This is a genomic window from Amnibacterium kyonggiense, assembly GCF_004364555.1.
GTDB lineage: Bacteria > Actinomycetota > Actinomycetes > Actinomycetales > Microbacteriaceae > Amnibacterium > Amnibacterium kyonggiense.
This window is the reverse complement of sequence record NZ_SOAM01000001.1, coordinates 1479194-1498330: the sequence shown is the minus strand read 5'-3', so window position 1 is coordinate 1498330 and position 19137 is coordinate 1479194. Positions and strand designations below refer to the sequence as shown.

General features: G+C 75.2%; 20 protein-coding genes. 3 read left to right on the top strand and 17 right to left on the bottom strand.

Features of this window, described 5'->3' with window-relative positions; genetic code table 11:
- Positions 1 to 52 precede the first annotated feature (52 nt).
- Together rplS and CLV52_RS07550 are read right to left on the bottom strand one after the other, a co-directional pair.
- Positions 53 to 403: a 50S ribosomal protein L19 gene (gene rplS, locus CLV52_RS07555; protein ID WP_133765609.1), complete on the bottom strand. Its 351-nt coding sequence runs from the start codon at positions 401 to 403 to the stop codon at positions 53 to 55.
- 186 nt (positions 404 to 589) lie between these two features.
- Entirely contained in the window at positions 590 to 1060 is a 471-nt protein-coding gene (locus tag CLV52_RS07550; protein ID WP_133765608.1) for a hypothetical protein, read from the bottom strand.
- Positions 1061 to 1191: 131 nt separating this feature from the next.
- Between CLV52_RS07550 and map the strand changes: the two genes are divergently transcribed.
- Positions 1192 to 1959, top strand: coding sequence for a type I methionyl aminopeptidase (gene map / locus CLV52_RS07545; protein WP_133765607.1), 768 nt, complete (start codon positions 1192 to 1194; stop codon positions 1957 to 1959).
- A gap of 47 nt (positions 1960 to 2006) precedes the next feature.
- Here map and trmD read toward each other — a convergent pair whose 3' ends face one another.
- The 8 genes from trmD to CLV52_RS07505 all read right to left on the bottom strand — a co-directional run bounded on the left by trmD (position 2007) and on the right by CLV52_RS07505 (position 9525).
- Entirely contained in the window at positions 2007 to 2702 is a 696-nt protein-coding gene (trmD, locus tag CLV52_RS07540; protein WP_133765606.1) for a tRNA (guanosine(37)-N1)-methyltransferase TrmD, read from the bottom strand.
- Between the two features lie 2 nt (positions 2703 to 2704).
- Entirely contained in the window at positions 2705 to 3319 is a 615-nt protein-coding gene (rimM, locus tag CLV52_RS07535; RefSeq protein WP_133765605.1) for a ribosome maturation factor RimM, read from the bottom strand.
- 1 nt (position 3320) lies between these two features.
- Positions 3321 to 3557 carry an RNA-binding protein gene (locus CLV52_RS07530; protein WP_133765604.1) on the bottom strand — a complete coding sequence of 79 codons (237 nt, stop codon included), beginning with the start codon at positions 3555 to 3557 and terminating at the stop codon, positions 3321 to 3323.
- A gap of 20 nt (positions 3558 to 3577) precedes the next feature.
- A complete protein-coding gene (gene rpsP, locus CLV52_RS07525) occupies positions 3578 to 4048 on the bottom strand; it encodes a 30S ribosomal protein S16 (RefSeq protein WP_133765603.1) in 471 nt (156 codons plus the stop codon).
- Between the two features lie 192 nt (positions 4049 to 4240).
- Entirely contained in the window at positions 4241 to 4918 is a 678-nt protein-coding gene (locus CLV52_RS07520) for a DUF6518 family protein (protein ID WP_133765602.1), read from the bottom strand.
- A gap of 25 nt (positions 4919 to 4943) precedes the next feature.
- The gene (locus tag CLV52_RS07515) at positions 4944 to 5924 is read right to left on the bottom strand and encodes an NAD-dependent epimerase/dehydratase family protein (RefSeq protein WP_133765601.1); all 981 of its coding nucleotides are present in this window, start codon (positions 5922 to 5924) and stop codon (positions 4944 to 4946) included.
- Complete coding sequence (locus CLV52_RS07510; protein ID WP_246018006.1) at positions 5921 to 8503, bottom strand: alpha/beta fold hydrolase; 2583 nt, start codon at positions 8501 to 8503, stop codon at positions 5921 to 5923. The genes CLV52_RS07515 and CLV52_RS07510 overlap by 4 nt, the downstream gene beginning before the upstream one ends.
- Entirely contained in the window at positions 8500 to 9525 is a 1026-nt protein-coding gene (locus tag CLV52_RS07505; protein WP_133765600.1) for a 3-oxoacyl-ACP synthase III, read from the bottom strand. Before CLV52_RS07505 ends, CLV52_RS07510 begins: the two co-directional genes overlap by 4 nt.
- Positions 9526 to 9660: 135 nt before the next feature.
- On the opposite strand from CLV52_RS07505, the gene CLV52_RS07500 reads away from it, so the two are divergent.
- Positions 9661 to 10803 carry a glutamate--cysteine ligase gene (locus CLV52_RS07500; RefSeq protein ID WP_133765599.1) on the top strand — a complete coding sequence of 381 codons (1143 nt, stop codon included), beginning with the start codon at positions 9661 to 9663 and terminating at the stop codon, positions 10801 to 10803.
- Positions 10804 to 11163: 360 nt separating this feature from the next.
- Here the strand turns inward: CLV52_RS07500 and CLV52_RS07495 are convergent, their stop codons facing one another.
- The 7 genes from CLV52_RS07495 to CLV52_RS07465 all read right to left on the bottom strand — a co-directional run bounded on the left by CLV52_RS07495 (position 11164) and on the right by CLV52_RS07465 (position 16303).
- On the bottom strand, positions 11164 to 11964 hold the full coding sequence (locus CLV52_RS07495) for an LLM class F420-dependent oxidoreductase (RefSeq protein ID WP_133765598.1): 801 nt from the start codon (positions 11962 to 11964) through the stop codon (positions 11164 to 11166).
- Positions 11965 to 11968: 4 nt separating this feature from the next.
- Complete coding sequence (locus tag CLV52_RS07490; protein ID WP_211342625.1) at positions 11969 to 12706, bottom strand: glycoside hydrolase family 16 protein; 738 nt, start codon at positions 12704 to 12706, stop codon at positions 11969 to 11971.
- Positions 12707 to 12711: 5 nt separating this feature from the next.
- Positions 12712 to 13680: an epimerase gene (locus tag CLV52_RS07485; RefSeq protein WP_281276054.1), complete on the bottom strand. Its 969-nt coding sequence runs from the start codon at positions 13678 to 13680 to the stop codon at positions 12712 to 12714.
- Positions 13681 to 13782: 102 nt separating this feature from the next.
- Positions 13783 to 15075, bottom strand: coding sequence for a hypothetical protein (locus CLV52_RS07480; protein WP_133765596.1), 1293 nt, complete (start codon positions 15073 to 15075; stop codon positions 13783 to 13785).
- On the bottom strand, positions 15072 to 15413 hold the full coding sequence (locus CLV52_RS07475; protein ID WP_246018005.1) for an SHOCT domain-containing protein: 342 nt from the start codon (positions 15411 to 15413) through the stop codon (positions 15072 to 15074). Before CLV52_RS07475 ends, CLV52_RS07480 begins: the two co-directional genes overlap by 4 nt.
- 17 nt (positions 15414 to 15430) lie before the next feature.
- A complete protein-coding gene (locus CLV52_RS07470) occupies positions 15431 to 15853 on the bottom strand; it encodes a DUF6325 family protein (protein WP_133765594.1) in 423 nt (140 codons plus the stop codon).
- A 3-nt stretch (positions 15854 to 15856) separates the two neighbouring features.
- Positions 15857 to 16303, bottom strand: coding sequence for an SHOCT domain-containing protein (locus CLV52_RS07465; protein WP_133765593.1), 447 nt, complete (start codon positions 16301 to 16303; stop codon positions 15857 to 15859).
- A gap of 221 nt (positions 16304 to 16524) precedes the next feature.
- Here CLV52_RS07465 and CLV52_RS07460 point away from each other — a divergent pair, with 221 nt between their 5' ends.
- Positions 16525 to 19125 (top strand): winged helix-turn-helix domain-containing protein, encoded by a 2601-nt coding sequence (locus tag CLV52_RS07460; RefSeq protein ID WP_133765592.1) that lies wholly within the window; start codon positions 16525 to 16527, stop codon positions 19123 to 19125.
- Positions 19126 to 19137 lie beyond the last annotated feature (12 nt).

Here is a 19137-nt window from a genome sequence, read left to right as displayed (position 1 = left end):
GCGCAGATGCTGCGCCGGTCGGTCAGTGTACGTGTCGGGTCGAAGCCGAGGCTCAGGCCTCGCGCTTCTCCTTGATCTTCGCCTTCTTGCCGCGCAGCTCGCGCAGGTAGTAGAGCTTGGCGCGGCGCACGTCGCCGCGGGTGACGACCTCGATGTGGTCGATCACCGGCGAGTGCACCGGGAAGGTGCGCTCCACGCCCACCTGGAAGCTGACCTTGCGGACCGTGAAGGTCTCGCGGATGCCGGCCCCGGAGCGGCGGATGACCGCGCCCTGGAAGACCTGGACACGGCTGCGCGTGCCCTCGACGATGTTCACGTGCACGCGGACGGTGTCACCGGGACGGAAGTCCGGGACGTCGGTGCGAAGGCTCGCGGCGTCGACCGCGTCGAGCAGCTGGCTCATGGTTCTCCTTGGGCGCGCCGCCGGTCGGCCCGGTTCGGGGCGCTGCGATCAGCGCCGGGCGAGACGGTGCCGCGGGATCGAAGGAGTCCCCCAGCGGCAGGAACGGCCGCGGCACGATCGATCATTCTGGCACACCGGCGCCCCGGTGCGCCGCATGACGCCTGCGGCCCGACGGCGACGCGCGGCTCAGCGCGTGGAGGGCTTGACGACGATGTACTCGCCGGCGTCGATCGGCGCGCGGCGGACCGCCTCGGGCGGGCGCCCGAACGCGATCATCGTCTCCTGCACCCGGGCGCGCACGTCACGGGCCAGCAGGGTGCCGCCGAGCCAGAAGCCGCCGATCGCGGCGACCGCCGCGAGCAGCCCGAACCACGCGGTCGCGGGGCCGAAGAAGCCGACGCCGATGACGCCGAGCTGGAACGCGGCGAGCACGCCGACGGCGGGGAGGTCGAGCGCGCGGGCGCGGCGGACGCCGGCTCGTGCGGTGAACAGCGCGGCGAGGGCCAGCTCGACGACGAGCACGATCGGCGCCAGCAGCACGACGCTGAGGAAGCCGCCGACCGACGAGCCGAAGACGGCGTAGCCGAGCAGCAGCCAGAGCGGCAGGACGGCCGCGGCCGCGAACTGCCAGGCGAAGAACACCCGACGAAGAGCCATGGGGCGATCGTAGGCACCGGGCGCGGGCGTGGAGCGGCTGTTCGCCGAAGGCATAGGAACCCCTCGGGGAACGGTCTGACCGGCGGTGCCCGCGCACCCGGTTAGGGTCGACGGGACACGGAGGAGACACAGTGATCGAGTTGCGCACGCCCGCCGAGATCGAGGCGATGCGGCCGGCCGGTCGGTTCGTCGCCTCGGTGCTCGAGCGGCTCGCCGCGGAGGCCGCGGTCGGCATGAACCTGCTCGAGCTCGACGCGATCGCCCACCGGATGATCCGCGAGGCGGGCGCCGAGAGCTGCTACATCGACTACCACCCGTCGTTCGGCGCGATGCCGTTCGGCAAGGTGCTCTGCACGTCCGTGAACGACGCCGTCCTCCACGGCCTCCCGTTCGACTACCGGCTCCAGGACGGCGACGTCGTGAGCCTCGACTTCGCGGCGAGCGTCGACGGCTGGGTCGCCGACAGCGCCGTCACGGTCATCGTCGGCACCCCGCGGCCGCAGGACGAGCAGCTCATCAGGACGACGCAGGCGGCGCTCGACGCGGCCGTCCAGCAGGCGCGGACCGGCATGCGGCTCGGCGACGTCTCGGCCGCGATCGGCGACGTGTGCCGTGCCGCGGGCTACTCCGTGAACCTCGAGTTCGGCGGGCACGGCGTCGGCCGCACCATGCACGGCGACCCGCACGTGCCGAACGACGGCCGCCCGCACCGCGGGCTCAAGCTGAAGCCGGGTCTCGTCATCGCGATCGAGCCGTGGCTGCTCGAGACGACGAACCGCATCTTCACGGACCCGGACGGCTGGACGCTCCGCAGCCAGGACGGGTCGCGCGGCGCGCACAGCGAGCACACGGTCGTCGTCACCGACGGCGACCCGATCGTCCTCACCGCGCGGGGCTGACCCGCCCCCGACCGTCCACGCATCCGGGCATCGTGGCGATCCCGGATTCAGGAGCCGTCGGGCGGGAGGAGGTCCGGGCGGACGCGGCGCGTGCGCGCCACGGCCTGCTCGTGCCGCCAGCGGGCCACCGCCCCGTGGTCGCCCGAGCGGAGCACCGGCGGCACCTCACGGCCGCGCCAGACGGCGGGCTTGGTGTAGCTCGGGTACTCGAGCAGCCCGTCCTCGTGGCTCTCCTCGGTGAGGCTCTCCGGGTTGCCGATCACGCCGGGCAGGAGGCGGCCGACCGCCTCGACGATGGCGAGCACCGCGACCTCGCCGCCGTTCAGCACGAAGTCGCCGAGGCTGAGCTCGGCGACGCGGGCGCGCGCGGCGGTGTCCTCGACGACGCGCTGGTCGATGCCCTCGTAGCGGCCGCAGCAGAAGATCAGCCGCGACTCCACCGCCAGCGCTTTGGCGACCGGCTGGCGGAACGGCGTGCCGGCGGGCGTCGGGAAGACCACGAGCGGGTCGTCGCCGTCGGCGAGCAGGCCGTCGAGCATCTCGCCCCACGGCTCGGGCTTCATCACCATGCCCGCGCCGCCGCCGTAGGGCGTGTCGTCGACGGTGCGGTGCCGGTCGTGCGCCGCGTCCCGGAGGTCGTGCACGCGCACGTCGAGCAGCCCGCTCGTCCGCGCCTTCCCGAGGAGGGAGACGTCGAGCGCGGCGAACAGCTCCGGGAAGATCGTGACGACGTCGAGCCGCACGCTCAGCCCTGTTCGGTCGGCTCGTCCGGGGCCGGAGCGTCCGGCGCATCGGCCGCCGGCTCATCCGGCAGCGGCTCGAACAGCCCCTCCGGCGGGGTGACGACCACGCGGCCGGCGTCGACGTCCACCTCTGGCACGATCGCCTTCACGAACGGGACGAGCACCTCCGCGCCGTCGGGCGTGCGCACGACGAGCAGGTCCTGCGCGGGCAGGTGCTCGAGCCGGTCGATCACGCCGACGCTCGCGCCGTCGCGGACGACGTCGAGGCCGACCAGCTGGTGGTCGTACCAGGCGTCGGGCTCCGCGGGCTCGTCCGGGTCCTGGTCGACCCAGAGGATCGCCTTGACGAGGCTCTCCGCCGCGGTGCGGTCGGCGACGTCGACGAAGAAGCCGACCGGCATGCCGTTGTACCAGCGCAGCTCGGCGAGCTCGATGCGCTTGCCGTGCCAGGGCGACTCCTCCGGCACCTGCAGGGAGAACGAGGCGCCGGGGACGAACCGCCGGTCGGGGTCGTCCGTGAAGAGCTCGAGCTTCAGCCCGCCCTTGAGCCCGTGGGCCTTCGTGAGCCGTCCGACGCGGAGCTGCGTCTGCGCGGAGCGGTTGCGTCCGGAGGCCACGTCAGCGGTCGACGTCGACGACGTCGACGCGGACCCTGCGGCCGTCGGCGAGGGCGGTGATCACGGTGCGCAGCGCCTTCGCGGTGCGCCCGGACCGCCCGATGACGCGGCCGAGGTCGGCCGGCGCGACCCGCACCTCCAGCACCTCGCCGCGGGGTGAGCCGTGCGACGCGACCCGGACGTCGTCCGGGTTGTCGACGATCCCCTTGACGAGGTGCAGGAGGGCGGAGTCGAGCATGATCAGGTCGTCCGGTCCGCTCAGGAGTTGTCGGCCTGAGCCGGCGTCTCGTGCTCGACGGTCGAGCTGCTCTCGACCTCGTCGACGCGCTCCGCGTCCGCGGCCGCGTCGGCCTTCGTCGCGGCCTCGGCGTCCTTCACGGACTCCTTGGAGCGGACGACCGAGCCCTTCTTCGCGTCCGGCGCGAAGGCGACCTTCTCGCCCTTGACCCGGACGGTGCTCTTCGCGTCCTTCTCGCCCTTGAAGGTGCCCCAGTCGCCCGTGAGCTTCAGGAGCGCGGCGACCTGCTCGGTCGGCTGCGCGCCGACGCCGAGCCAGTACTGCGCGCGGGCCGAGTCGACCTCGATCACCGAGGGCTCCTCGGTCGGGTGGTACTTGCCGATCTCCTCGATGACGCGACCGTCGCGCTTGGTGCGCGAGTCGGCGACGACGATGCGGTAGTACGGGGCCCGGATCTTGCCGAGCCGCTTCAGGCGGATCTTGACAGCCACAGTTCGTGGTTCCTCACGTGAGTCGATGCGTTGACGATCCGCGCTGCCGGGGGCGTGGGGCACACCCGGCGACGGACCAAGAAGACCATCCGCAGGCCTGATTAGAGGGTCGAAGCCCGCGGACCCGACTGGTCATTCTGCCAGACGTCGGAGGCCGTCGGGCACCGGATCGGCGCGGCGCCCCGGCACGGCTCAGTAGACGTACCGCCAGAACGCCCCGGTCGCCGTGAGGTGCTGCGTGAGCGCGACGAACCCGATGGTCCCCGGGACGACGAGCACCGCCGCGACGATCCGGGTCCGGAGCCCGCGCGGCAGCACGAGCACGTAGCCCGCGGCGACGAGCAGGTCGGCGGTCAGGACGACCGGGGCGAGGAGGTCCCCCATGCCCCACATGCGGCCCGTCAGCGCCTCCGCGAGCGCGGCTGAGGCCGGGACCGCGAACACGACGGCCCGCAGGACGCCGGGCCGGGCGCGCGCCCAGGTGATCGCCGCGGCGCCGATCGGGCACGCGACGAGCGCCACCAGCAGCCACACGAGCGCGTAGTGCCGGTCCACGGCCGCCCCGCCGTGGTGCACCGCGACGGCGAGGTAGTAGCCGCCGACGTAGGCCGCGAAGAAGCCGAGCGCGTCCGCCGCGGCCCACGCCGGCGACCGCCGCACCATCGCCAGCACCGCCAGCACGACCGCGTACGGCGCGCCCGCGTTCGCGACGGCCAGGGCGTCGGGCGACGCGGCCGCCTCGCGGATGATGCGCTCGCCCTCGATCCCAGCGGCGAGCCCGGCCACGACGAGCAGCGCGAACCATCCGACCCGGACGACGACGCCGAGCGGGGAGGGCTCGCGGTGGACGGTGATCGCCGGTGCGGTCATGCCCTCCGGTCTACGCGCCGCAGGCTCAACCGCGCATGACCGCGTGGTGCGCGGCGAGGCGGCGGAGGCCCTCCGTGACGCCGACCTCGGGCGTCCAGCCGAGGTCGCGGCGGGTGCGGCGGATGTCGAACCAGTGGGCGGTCGACAGCTGCTCCGCGAGGAAGCGGGTCATCGGCGGCTCGTCGTGCCCCGGCCGGATGCGCCAGAGCGCCTCGACGACCGAGCCGGCCGCCTTCGCGGCGGCAGCGGGCACGCGGCGGGTCGGCGCCGCGACACCGGCGGCCGCGCAGAACCCGGCGATGAGCTCGGCGATCGGCCGCGGCTCCCCCGAGGTGAGCACGTACGCGTTCCCGTGGACCCGCTCGGCGGCGTCGAGCGCCGCGCGGATGCCGGCGACCGCGTCGTCGACGTAGGTGGAGTCGACGAGCGCCGCACCGGAGCCGACGACCGGGAGGCGTCCCGCCGCGGCGCGCTGCTGGATGCGCTCGACGAGCTGCGGGTCGCCGGGCCCCCAGACGATGTGCGGGCGGACCGCGACCACCGCGAAGCCCGGAGCGTCCGCGCCGAGGGCGACGAGCTCGGCCGCCGCCTTGGTGCGCGCGTAGGCGCCGTGCGCCCGCTCGGGCTGCGCGGGCGGGGCGTCCTCCCCCGTGATCGGCTCGCCGGTGTGCGCGACCGACGGCGACGAGACGAACACGAACCGCCGGACGCCCGCGCGCTTGGCCGCGCGGACGAGCGTGCGCGTGCCCTCGATGTTCACCGCGACGAAGTCGGCCTCCTCGCCCGCGAACGACACCTTGGCGGCGAGGTGCACGACCGCGTCGACGCCCTCGACCGCACGGACGACCGCGTCGGGCTGCGTGACGGAGGCGAGCACGTCCTCGGCGCCGTCGACGCCGGAGGCGCGCCGCTGCAGCGTCCGCACCTCGTGGCCCGCGGCGACGAGGTCGCGTGCGACCGCGGCGCCGAGCCAGCCGCTCGCGCCCGTGACGAGCACGCGGCTCACGGCTCCCGCACCCGCTCCCCCGCGAGCACGGCCGTCGCCCAACGCGCCACGCGCGTCCGGTCGATCTTCGCGTTGTGGCGGACGTCCGTCGGCAGCTCCCGGACGGCGAGCACCGCGGCGACCGGCCTGTCGGCCTCCGCGCGCACCCGCTCGGCGAGCGCCGGCTCCGCGAGCGGCCCCTCGCCGCCCTCCACGACGACCACCAGCTGCTGCGTGCCGCGGGGCCCCACGCCGACGGCGGCGGCGCGCGGCGCCCCGGCGCGCTGCGCCGCGAGCTCGACCTGGACGGGTGTCACGACGCCGTCCGGGGTCGTGACCACGTGCGGCAGCCGCCCCTCCACCCACAGCCGGCCCCCGTCGTCGAGATGACCGACGTCGCCCGTCCGGTGCCACGGCTCGTCGGCCGTGCCGGCGCGCGCCGCGGCGTCGGTGCGCCAGAGCAGGTCGTAGCCGTCGAGCATGTGCGGTGCGCGCACCTGGATCTCGCCCGTCGCGCCGGGCTCGGTCGTCGTCGCATCCGACGCCCGGCCGTCCTCGGTGAGCGGCGCGATGCGCACGGCGACGCCCGGCACGGGGGCGCCGACGAGGACGCCGTTCCCCGGCCCGGCGGCGGCGACGGCCTCGCGGTCCACGTCGGCGACGAGCAGGCACTCCGTCATGCCGTACGGCGTGTGGAGGGAGGCCAGCCGCAGCACCGCCTGCGCGCGGTCGAGCAGCGGCTCCCCCACGGGCGCGCCGACGGTGAGCAGCAGGCGGACGCCGTCGAAGGCGGCCGGGTCGTCCGCGGTCGCGAGGACGTTCGTCAGCGCGGCTGGAGACAGGAACACGGTGTCGGCGTCCACGGCCGCGACGGCGGCGGCGAGCGCGTCCGCGGTCAGCGTCGCGGGCTTCGTCACGTCCATGTCGGGCACGACGGTCCGGCAGCCGAACGCCGGGCCGAACAGGACGAACGGGGCGAAGCCGGCGACGGTCGCGCTGCCCGGCCCGAGCGCGAAGCGCGCGGTGATCGCGTCGCGGACCGCCGCGAGGCCGGCCTGCGTGTACCGGACGCCCTTCGCGGGTCCGGTGGAGCCCGAGGTGAAGAGGACGGCGGCGAGGTCGTCGCCCGCGGGCGCCGTGGGCAGTGCCCTGCCACGGCCGAGCCGCGCCACCTCGGGCAGCGTGTGCCGGACCCCGAGCGCCGCCCGGGCCGGAGCGGCCAGCCCGGCCGCCGCGATCCGCATGCCCGGCCAGCGGAGGGCGCGGGCCGCCGCGAGCGCCCGCGGGATCCCGATGATCCAGTCCGGCCGCGCGCCGGTGACCGCCCGCGTCAGCCCCTGCACGCCGAGCCCGGCGTCGGCGACGACGATCACCGCGCCGATGCGGAGGCAGGCGAACGCCGCGGCGAGCAGGTCCGCACCGGGCGGGACGAGCAGGGACACGCGGTCGCCCGGGCGCACACCGACCGCGTCGAGGCCGGCCGCGAGGTCCTGGATCCGCCGGGCGAGGAGCCGCCACGGGATCGTGCGCTCGGCGACGCCGCGCAGCTCGACGAGCGCGGCGGTGTCGTCCTCCGCCCGCTCCTCGACCGCGGCCCAGAGCGGCCGGTACGGCTCGGCCGCGGACGCGGAGCCGTCCCCACGGGCGGGCGTGGGCGCCGCGACCCAGTCGAGCACCGCGCCGGCGACGTCGGCGTCCTCGGGCAGCAGGTGCCCGGCGCCCTCGAACCGGTGGACGCGCGCGTGCGGCAGACGGCGCATGAGGTCGTGCAGGTACCGCTCCTGGAACACCGGGTCGCGCGGGCCCCAGAGCAGCAGCGCCGGCACGTCGAGCGCCGCGAGGCCGGCCGCGATCGCGTCGACGGCCGCGCGGCTCAGGTGGCCCGGGGTGGACGGGATGTCGGCGACGAAGTCGCGGATGCCCTCCCGCCGGCGCGCCGAGCGGTAGGGGCGGCGGAAGGCCGCGCGGACGTCCCGGTCGAGCCGCGGGTGCGCGATGGCCATCGTCACGTCGAGGAAGGCGGTCGTGTGCTCCGTGCCGACGGCGGACGCGGCGAGCGCGGCCTTCAGGGCGCCCGGGAGCGCCGCGTGGCCGTCGACCGCCGTGTTCGTGAGCACGAGCCCGGCGAGCACATCGCGGTGCGCGATCGCCCAGCCGGAGACGATCACGCCGCCCCAGTCGTGCCCGAGCGCGACCACGCGCGGGCCGAGGTGGAGCCGGTCCGTCAGCGCGCCGAGGTCGCGGACCCGGTCCGCGACGCGCCGGGTCGTGCCCGTGCGCTCGGACCAGCCCATCTCGAGCTGGTCGACGGCGACGACCCGCCAGGCGGGCGCACCGGCGCGGGCCCGGTCGAGCGAGGCGGCGACGAGGCCGCGCCACAGATAGCTCCAGGTCGGGTTGCCGTGCACCGCGAGGATCGTGCCGGCCGGCGCGATCCCGAGCCGCTCCAGCTCCGCGCCGGTGTCGAGTACGTGGTGCACGACGGGGCGTCCGGTCGCGGCGTCGTCGACGGGGACGAGGCGGGACCAGGCGGGGTCGAGCCCCGGGAGGCCGGCGGGCGGCCCTTCGAGCACCTCAGGACGGAGGGGTGCCCCGCTCACCACGCCAGTTCGAGCATCGAGGTGTTGATGCCGCTGCCGACGCCGCAGAGCAGCACGCGCTCGCCCTTCTGCAGCTTCTCCGACTCCTGCGCGAGCGTGATCGGGATCGACGCCGAGCCGACGTTGCCGAGGCTCGGGTAGGTCACCGGGACGCGCTGCGGGTCGATGTCGGCCGCGGCGACGAAAGCGGCGGTGTGTGCGCTGGACACCTGATGCATGATGTAGCGATCCATGTCGGACCAGTTCCAGTCGCGCTTCGCCTCGTTCCAGGCGGCGGTGACGAGCTCCATGCCGCGCTTCAGCAGCGACTTCGTGTCGGTCGTCATGCCGTCCATCGAGCCGATGCAGAGGTCGTTCCACTCGGTGCCCGCACGCGTCACGCCGCCGACGACGCGGTGGCCCTCCGGGTGCAGGTCGGCGCGGCCGAGCACGGCGGCGGCCGCGCCGGAGCCGAGCGTCAGGCTCGCGAACTCGTTCATGAACGCCTGGCGGTCGAGGGAGTCGTTCGCCGCGAGCCGGTCGATGGTCGTCCGCTGCATGCGGTCGATGTCCTCGCCGTCGATGACCATCGCGTAGTCGACCTGACCGGCGTCGATGAGGCCGGAGGCGAGGCTCAGCCCGTTGACGAAGCCGAGGCACGCGTTGGAGACGTCGAAGTTGATCGCGGAGGTCGGCAGCCCCAGGCCGTGGTGCAGCCGCGTGGCGACCGACGGCTCCAGGTGCTCCTTCGTGATCGACGTGTTGATGAGGAGGCCGATCGACCCGGCGGGCACGCCCGCCTCCCGCAGCGCGCGCTCACCCGCCTGCACGGCGGCCTCGTGGGAGGAGAGCCCCGGACCCCAGTTGCGGCGCTCGATCACACCCGCGACGCGCTCGAGCAGCCCGACCGGCAGGCGGAGCCGCTTGAGGATCGGCTCGAGCCTGCGCTCGATCTCGACCGAGGTCGTCACCAGCGGGCCGAGCACGCTCGACACCGAGAGCAGGGCGACGTTCCGGTACGTCGAGGTGGCATTGCCGTTCACGCGGGCTCCAGGTCTGACGAGGGCGCGCCGCGGGGCGCGGAGGGCCGACGTCCATTCTGCCTGCTCCCGCTGGGCGGCGCCGCCCGCATCCGCCACCCCACGGCCTCCGGATGGCGGTCTGTCAGGATTGCGCGCATGGCGATCGAGTTCGCGCGGTCCGACCGGTCGACGCTCGGCATCGAGTGGGAGCTCGCCCTCGTCGATCGGCACACGGGCGACCTCGTCGGCGCCGCGCCCGAGGTGCTCGCCAACACCGTGCTCACCGACGAGGACGGGAACGAGCGGATCACGAGCGAGCTGCTCACGAACACCGTCGAGGTCGTCACCGGCGTCAACCGCACGGTCGCGGAGGGCGTCGCGGACCTCGAGCACACCATCGAGCGGCTCCGGCGGACCACCGACCCGATGGGCCTCGAGCTGATCGGCTCCGGGACCCACCCGTTCGCGCGCTGGCAGGACCAGCAGGTCACGGACAAGGAGCGGTACGTCACCCTCGTCGACCGCACCGGGGTGTTCGGCCGCCAGCTGCTGATCTGGGGCGTGCACAACCACATCGGGGTCGACGACCCGGCGAAGGCGCTGCCTGTGCTCGAGGCGATGCTCGTGTACTACCCGCACCTGCAGGCCCTGTCGGCCTCCTCGCCGTTCGTGTTCGGGGAGTCCTCCGGGTACGCGTCGAGCCGCGCGATGCTGTTCCAGCAGCTGCCGACCGCCGGCCTGCCGCCGCAGCTCGAGTCGTGGCAGCAGTACGAGTCGATCGTGGCGGACCTGATCCACATCGGCGTGATCGACCACTGGGACGAGATCCGGTGGGACGTGCGGCCCTCCGCGAAGTGGGGCACGGTCGAGACGCGGGTGTCCGACGGCCTGCCGACGATCCTCGAGATCGGCGCCGTCTCCGCGCTCACGCAGTGCCTCGTCGACGACTTCTCGGAGCGCCTCGACGCCGGCGAGGAGCTCCGCACGCTGCAGCCGTGGTTCGTCCGCGAGAACAAGTGGCGGGCCGCGCGCTACGGCATGGACGCGGAGGTCGTCGTCGACCGAGGCGGGAGCGAGCGGCTCGTGGAGGACGACCTCCGCGACCTCGTGACGCGGCTCGAGCCCGTCGCGGAGCGGCTCGGCTGCGCGACGGAGCTGCACGACGTGCTGACGATCATCGACGTCGGCGCCTCGTACGAGCGGCAGGCGCTCGCGTCCGCGCAGGCGGGCGGCGATCTCCGGGCCGTCGTGTCGTCGCTCGTCCGGGAGATGCGGGAGGGCCGGCCGCACGCCGGATGAACCGCCGACGGCGCCGCTCGACCTCGTTGGGGTGCTGAAGGCGCGGACTTGCCACTCGACGCCCCTCCCGGAACGAAAACGGGGCACATCGCGGCAAGACCACGCAGCGCCAGCCACCTCGAGGCGCGGACTTGCCACTCGACGCCCCTCCCCGAACGAAAACGGGGCACATCGCGGCAAGTCCACGCAGCACCAGCCGCGTCGAGGCGCGGGGTTGCCACTCGACGCCCCCTCCCGGAACGAAAACGGGGCACATCGCGGCAAGACCACGCAGCACCAGCCGCGTCGAGGCGCGGGGTGCCACTCGGCGCCCCTTCCCGAACGGGAATGGGGCGCTTAGTGGCAAGTTCGCGCTGCGGCTCAGCCGTTGCGGGCGTCGCGCCAGCGGATCCAGCGGGACACGGCGTCGAAGTCGATGTCCGGGCCCGTCACGCCGAGCGTGAACAGGCGGACGCCGGCGTCGAAGAGCGCGGCCGCCTTCGCGTCGTCCACACCCCGGAGCTCGTTGCCGATCTCGATCTCGGCGACGTCGCGCCCGGCCTTCTCCGCGTGGCCCTGCAGCACCTCGAGCTTGTGCGGGAGCGCCTCCGGCGCCACGAAGCTGTGCCAGATGTCGGCGTGCTCGGCGACGAGGCGGAGGGTCTTCTGCTCGCCCGCGCCGCCGATGAGGATCGGGATGCGACGCACGGGCGGCGGGTTCAGCTTCGTCCAGCGGTCGCGGACGATCGGCAGGTCCCGCGCGAGGTCGTCGAGGCGCGAGCCCACGGTGCCGAACTCGTAGCCGTACTCCTCGTAGTCCCGCTCCGCCCAGCCGGAGCCGGTGCCGAACACGAACCGGCCGCCGGAGATGTGGTCGATGGTCCGGGCCATGTCGGCCTGCAGGTTCGGGTTGCGGTACGAGTTGCAGTTCACGAGCGGGCCGAGCTCGATGCGCTCGGTCGCCTCCGCCCACTGCGCGAGCTGCGTCCACGCCTCGTAGTGCAGCCCGTCGGGGTCGCCGGACAGCGGGTAGAAGTGGTCCCAGTTGAGGACGAGGTCCGCGCCGAGCTCCTCCGCCCGCACCGCGGCGTCGCGGAGCGTGTTCAGCGGCAGGTGCTGCGGGGCGATCTGGACGGCGATGCGGACGGGACGGTCCTCGGCGCGGAAGGCGGCGGTGCTCATGGGCTCAGGCTAGGCCGGGTCGCCCGGACACCCGGCGGACGAGCAGCTCGGGCGGCCGCGTGCGCGGTGCACGGCCGGGGAACTCGAACACGGCGATCTCGAGCTGCATGGGGTAGCCGGGCGACTGGGCGGATCGGCGGACGACCTCGCCGTCGACGAGGAACTCGACGCCGTCCTCCCGCCAGTCGACCGCGTAGAGGTGCTGCTCGCGGACGTCGATCCCGAGGTCGAGGACACCGAACTCCTCGCGCAGCGCGGGGTTGCGGAAGGCGTGCACGCCGGATCCGACCGCCGCGGGCGCGTCGCCGAACACCTCGACGAGGCACAGCTCGCCGCTGCGCTCCGGCTCGTCCTCGAACCCGATCAGCCAGGCGGACCACATCGCATCGGGACCGATGTCGGCCGCGCACTCGACCTCGATGCGGCCGAAGTGGGGGACGAAGCCCTCGAATCGCTCCTGCGCCTCCCGCACCCGCAGTCCCTCGCAGAAGGGCTGCTGCCCGCGGGTGCCGCCGACCGGCCCGGACCAGTTCCCGGACTGGACGGCCGAGACGTTGAGCGGAGGATCCGGATGCGTGTCGGGGCACCAGAGCGGCTGCCCGGGCGGGATCGACAGGCGCAGGCCGCGGTCGTCGAGCGCGAAGTTCGCCGCGGCCGCGCTCCGTGAGCTCCAGGCGGGCAGATACGCGGGCAGCCACACCCGCTCGTCGAGCGCGGCGCCGTCGAAGCGGTCCTCGAACACGGGGATCAGCTTGCTCGCTCCGGCCGGGCGAGGATCGCCCGCAGCGTCTCCTCGAGGTCCGTGTGTCGGAACGCGAATCCGGCGGCGAGGAGGCGGTCCGGCACGACCCATCGGCTCTTGAGGACGAGCTCCGTCTCGGTGCGGATCGCGAACGTCCCGAGCTCGAGCATCCACCGGGTCGCCGGAAGCCCGATCGGCACGCCGAGCACGCGGCGGAGATCCGCCATCAGCGTCCGGTCGTCGCTCGCCTCGGGTGCGACGAGGTTGATCACCCCGTCGAGGTCCTCGCGGTCCCGCAGGAACGCGATCGCCGCCACGACGTCGTCGATGTGGACCCACGAGAAGCGCTGCCGGCCGTGCGCCGACGACGGGCGATAGCGGTGGTGCACCCCAGCGGCGATCCGCGCCGGCGTGCCCGGCCACCGGCCGTCCAGCTGCGCGCCGCCGAGGCCGAAGCGCGCGAGCCGGGTGAGCGGGACCATCACGCTGCCGCGGCCGAGCACGATCGCGGTGCGGATCGCGATGCGGCGCACGCCGGGCAGCTCGGGCTCGAAGAACGCGCGCTCCCACGCCTTCGCCACCTCGACCGAGAAGCCCGCGCCGAGCTCGCCGTCCGCCTCCGTCTGCGGCCGATCGTCCGCGTGCCGGTAGATCGTGGCCGTGCTCGAGTTGATCCAGAGCGGCGGCGGGGCGGCAGCGGCGGCGACCGCGCGGCCCAGCTCGGCCGTGGTCTCGACGCGGGATCGGAGGATCTCGGCCCGATTGGCCGGCGTGTACCGGCAGTTCACGCTCTTCCCCGCCAGGTTCACGAGCAGGTCCGCGCCGTCGACGAGCCGGGTGATGGCCGCCGTGTCGCCCCAGGTCGCGTCGGCGCCCGACCGGCCCACGGTGAGCACCCGCTCCCCCGCCCGACGGCGCTCGGCGTCGAGCCGCCGCCCCATGAAGCCGGACGCGCCCGCGATCACGACGGTCACCGGTCCGCCCGCCGATCGGCCGCGGCGGGCCGGTCGAGGCACCTCGGCGTCGGTTCCATCGGCCCGACCCTAGGGCGGACCGGTGCCCGGGTGTTAGGCGCGTCAGGCCGGATCCCGTCGGGCGGGCGGACCGACGGCCGCCGAGCGCGGGTCCGCCAGTCGCTCGAGGGATGCGTCCGCGAGCAGGAGCGCCAGCGCGGCGACCAGGATCCAGAGCGCGGCGGCCACCGTGAGCGGCCGGACCAGCGCGACCGCCAGCACGCCCGCGGCGACGACCGACACGACGACCACGGGCCGTGCCCGGCGCACGGCGGCGCCGACCGCGCGCGCCGCTCCGACCGCGGGGCGCTGCAGCGCGGCCGGGCCCGCACCGCGCGGGCCCGCGACGGCCAGTCCCAGCAGCACGGTCAGCAGCCCGGCCAGCACGAGGGCGATCACCGACGGGGTCAGCGTCCCGAGCACCGCGGCGATCAGGGGTCCGGCGACGTCGGCGGGCAGCGGCTCGGGGCTGAGCGCCGGGAGGAGCATCCCGCGCCCCACGATCGCGGCGACGACCAGCAGGACGCCCGCGGTCAGCAGGGCGACGCCCGTGTGCAGCACGGTCCGCCGACGCGCCGGCGAGACGAGGAACGCCAGCGCGAGCAGCCCCGCGCAGAGCCAGGGCAGCACGAGCGCCGCCGTGCTCAGCGCGCGGTAGCCGGTCCGCGCCGCCGGCAGCCCGTCGATCGTGCCGACCGGGATCGTCGCGTCGACGGCCGGGATCAGCGCGGCGCCGGTGAAGCCGGCCCGCTCGAGCCGCGGCCGCAGCTGCTCGATCACGGGCGCGAGCGACACGACCACGTGCCCGGACGCATCGGCGGCGAGCGCCTGATCGGTCCGCCCGGTCAGCAGGCCCGTCCCCTGGATCTGCGCCGTTCGGACGACGTCCTCCCACACCCGTGGGAACCGGTCCGACTCCACGAAGCCCCGGACGACGTCGTGGACCGCCGCTCGCGCCTCCCGCGCGGCCAGGGTGCTCAGCGTCTCGACGGCAGTCACGGCCGGAGCGGGGAGCGGGATCCCGGCGAGCGCGTCGGACGCCCTGCGGGCGAGCGCGTCGACCCCCGCGGCGTCCAGCACGGCGGTGCTCGTCCGGTCCGTGACGGCGGTGCGGAACGACGCGTCCTCCGCGAGCGGGGCGAGCATGGCGACGAACCGGTCCGGATCGGATACCTGCTGGTGGAGCCACGCGGCGGCGATCGTCGGCGGCACCACCAGGGCGACCAGGGCGAGGAGTACGACCGCCGACCACCGCCGCGCACCACCCCGCCCCCGGTCCGCGTCGGCCGGCGGCGGTGCGTCGTGCGCCGGCTCCAGCCCCTCGGCGTCGTGCGGCGTGACCACGACGGCCCTCACCCGAGGAGCTTGCGCTTCGCCGCGCTGAACTCGTCCTCGCTGAGCAGCCCCTGATCCCGGAGCGCGCCGAGCCGCTGGATCTCGGCCACGAGACCGGAGGCGTCGACGGTCGGGGCCGCCGGCTCCTGCGGGGCAACCCGCTGCGGCACGGCCGCCGCGACGGCCCGGTCGATCCGCGCCTGCTCCGCCTGCGCGGCGGCGTCCAGCTGCGCCTGCTCCTCCTGCTCGCGGCGGGCCCGCCCCCGGCCGACCGCGCCGGTGACCGTCGCCGCGGTGCCGGCGACGACGGCGGTCCGGGCCGTGAGCCCGATGAGGCCGGGTCGACCGGCTCTGCGCATCCGGGGCATGGTGCTCCTCACTCCGCCTTCGCCACGGCCAGGAGGTCGTTGACGACCGCGGCCGGGATCCGTTCCGTCGCGGCCACGAAGCCGCCGATCTCCGCGAGTCGGCCGGCGAGCTTCCTGGCCCACACGTGCTCGACCAGGAACACCGCGGCGGCGGTGCCGGCCGGGAGCGCCTCCGCGAGGACCTCGACGTCCTCCGCGCTCATGAGCCCCGACCCGGGGAGGTCGGCCTCGGGGAACCCCTCGGCCGCGGCGTCCTCGACCTCCCGCACGACCAGGGCGCCGTCGGCCTCGCGGCGGACGAGCACGAGGTCCAGCAGGCGGACTGCACCGGAGGCGAGCGTGTCGTGCAGCGCCTCCAGCAGCGCGGGCGACGGCTCGCCGCCGAACGCGACCAGGGAGAGCTCCACCGGACCGAACTCGGGACCCGGCATCGGTCAGCCCGCCGTCCGCACCGGTGAGCCGTCGTGCTGCCGCGGCGCCGCCGCGCCGTCCCGCCCGAGCAGCGCCCGCGTCTTCAGCGTCTCGAACTCCTCGGGCGTGATCGTGCCGGCGTCGAGGAGCGCCTTCGCGGTCCGGATCTCCTCCGCCGGGCTGGTTCCCGCGACGTCGCGGATGAAGGTCTCCGCGGCGGCCTGGGCGGAACGCTGCTCCTTCGCGCTGCGCACCGCCATCGAGTCGCCGCGGGCGATGACGTACGCCAGCACGGTGAGGAAGGGGATGAACACCAGACCGACGATCCAGAGGGCCTTCGCCCACCCGCGCATCGCACGGTCGCGGAAGAGGTCGACGATCACCGAGAACAGCGCGAACAGGTACGCGACGAAGACGAACCCCCAGACGAAGAACCAGATCACGTTCCAGAAACCCGCCCAGAAGTCCACGACCGCCTCCTCCTCCGACCCGCTGCACGAGACCGCTTCAGGCTCGGCGCCGATGCGCGGGGATCGCCTCGTGCGGACGGGGTGACCGCGCATCCCGCCCGCCGGCAGCGCGCCTCGCCCGGTTCGGGCGAGGCCGAAAGGCCTTCGACGCGGTCGCGCGCCGCGGCTAGCGTCCGCGGGGTCCGGTCGCAGCAGCCGATGTCGAGCCCGAAGGGGGCCCCGTGCGCACCGAGTCCCCGTTCGTCGTCGCCGACGGTCCGCACCGCCGCGCCGCGCCGCCCGTCGTGCCCCGCGGCGCGATCGCCCGGCCCCGACTGGCACTCCCCGGGCACGGCGACGCGCACGTCGCCGTGTGGGCCGCGGCCGGATCCGGCAAGACCGCCCTGCTCGCGCAGTGGCGGGAGCAGCTGCAGCGCGAGGGGCGCCCGTGCCCGTGGGTCGGGGTCCCGCCGTCGGGCGAGGACGCGCCGACGCTCAGCAGCGCGGTCGCGGCCGCCTGGGACGACGTCGACCGCGCCGCTTCGGACGGGCCGATCCCGTCCGGCGGCGCACCGGCGCTCGCGCGGCGTGCTCCCGTCACCCTGTTCCTCGACGATCTCGACCGTCTGACCAGCGGAGCCGACGGCGCGTGGTTGCGCCGTCTGCTGGCCTCGCGGCCGGCGTCCCTGCACGTGGTGATGGCGGGCCGCCGCCCGCCGGCGGCGCTGATGCGGGCCGTCCTGCCGACGGCCGAGCTCCGCTCCGAGGACCTCGCCTTCACCGCGGCCGAGGCCGCGATGCTCCTCCGCTCCCGCGGGATCGGGCTGGACGACGAGGCGCTCACCGCGCTGCTCGACCACACCGGCGGCTGGGTCGCCGCACTCGCCGCGCTCGCCGACCGCCTCGCCCGCGCGGGCGCCCGGTCGCAGCTGCCGCCCGGATTCCTGACCGACCAGCGCAGCGCCGGCGATCAGCTCGTCGCGGAGCTGGTCGCCGACCTGTCGGCGTCCGACCGCGACTTCTTGCTCGCGACCGCCGCCGTCGACCGCTTCCCGGTGGGGCTCGCCGCCCACCTCGCGGACCGGCCGGACGCCGCGGCCGTCGTGGAGCGGTTGAGCGAACGCCTCGCCCTCATCAGCTGCGACGACCGCGAGGGGGAACCGGTCTACCGCTACCACCCGATGCTCCGCGGCCACCTGCGAGCGGAGAGTCGGCGACGGGACCTCGATGCGGCCGCGCGGACGCTGACGCGGGCGAGCGCCTGGTACCGGGCGCGGGGCCGGCCGGGCGAGGCGCTCGAGCTCGCGCTGCGGGCGGAGGACGTGCCGGGCGTCGCGCGACTCGTCGAGCAGCACGGGGTGGAGCTGGTGTTCCGGGGCGTCGCCCCACGGGTCCACGACGCCCTCGTGCTCCTCGAACGGCGCGGACGGAGCAGCCCGGCGCTCCACGTGGTCGCGGCGATGGTCCTGCTGCCGGGCTCCTCGAACCGGTCGATCGTGCGTCACCATCTCGCGTGCGCGGCGGCGTCGGCGGGCGAGCTGCCTCCGCCGCTGCGCCTGCTGCTGAGCGCGCTGCAGATCCTGGAGGGCGAGCCCGACGACGTGCCGTCCGCGCTCGCGGTGCTCCGGACCCGCGACCGCGAGCTGCGCCTCGCGACGGCCGATCCGCCCGCCGAGCTCCGGTGCGCGCACGTGGTGGTCGACTGGGCCCGCGCCCGGGCCGCCGATCGGTGCGGGGACCCGGACGAGGCGTTCTGGCTCCTGCTCGAGTGCGCGGACGCCACCGACTCGGAGCACACCGCGTGGGCCCACCTGACGGTGCTGCAGGAGGCGTCGACGCTCGCGGCGCGGCAGGGGCAGTGGGCGCAGGCGGTGGCGCTCGCGGACCGGATGGCGGCGGCACCCGTCGCCGGCGTCGAGTCGGACCTCGCGGCCGCCCGCGCGGGGGTCGCCGCCGTCGCGAAGACCTACCGCGAGACGATGAGCGCCTCCACGGCGGACCTCGACGTGCTGCTGCGGTCACGCGCGATCGCGTTCGACCGGCACCTCGCGGTGGAGGCGGCGGCGCTGCGGGAGATGGTCCTCCTCGACGCCGGCACCGACGACCGCGAGGCCTTCGCTCGGCTCGAGCACCTCGCCCTGACCTACGACCGTCCGACGCCCCGGGTGGTCGCCTCCTTCGCGTACCACCTCGTCGCCGCCACGCTGGTGCACCGCGGCCGCGACCGTGCGGAGGAGGCCGTGGCCCTCGTCCGTCGCGCGCTCGGGCGCGAGGCCGCCGAGACCGTGCTCGCGGCCGCCCTGGTCCAGGACGGGTCCGGCCGCCCGGCGCAGGCGGAGCACGGACTGCTCGCCGCGCTGAGCGCCCGGGCGCCGGCGTGGGACCCGTCGACCGGCGTGCTCGTCCTCCTGACGCTGGCGGCCCACGCCGACCGGTGCGGGCGCTCCACGCAGGCCGACGTCCGGGTGGTCCAGGCGCTGGAGCGGGCCGCGCTGCTGCACGCCCGCCGACCGTTCGTCGTGCGGGGCGGGTTCGGCGCCGACCTGGTGGCGGTACGGCTCGGCCGGCTCGGTCCCCTCGACGGGTTCGCGGCGGAGCTCGTCCGAGAGCGCGCCGCGCTGCCCCGTCGCCGGCGGCCCGCGGGCGTCGACGTCCCGATCACCGAGAAGGAGCGGGAGGTCCTCCGCGAGCTCCCGCGCTACCAGAGCGTCGGCGACATCGCCGACCGCCTGCAGCTGAGTCCGAACACGATCAAGACCCACATCCGTTCGCTGTACCAGAAGTTCGGGGTGAGCTCGCGGGCGCAAGCGGTCGAGCAGGCGAGCCGCGTCGGTCTGCTCTGACGCTCCGGGGGT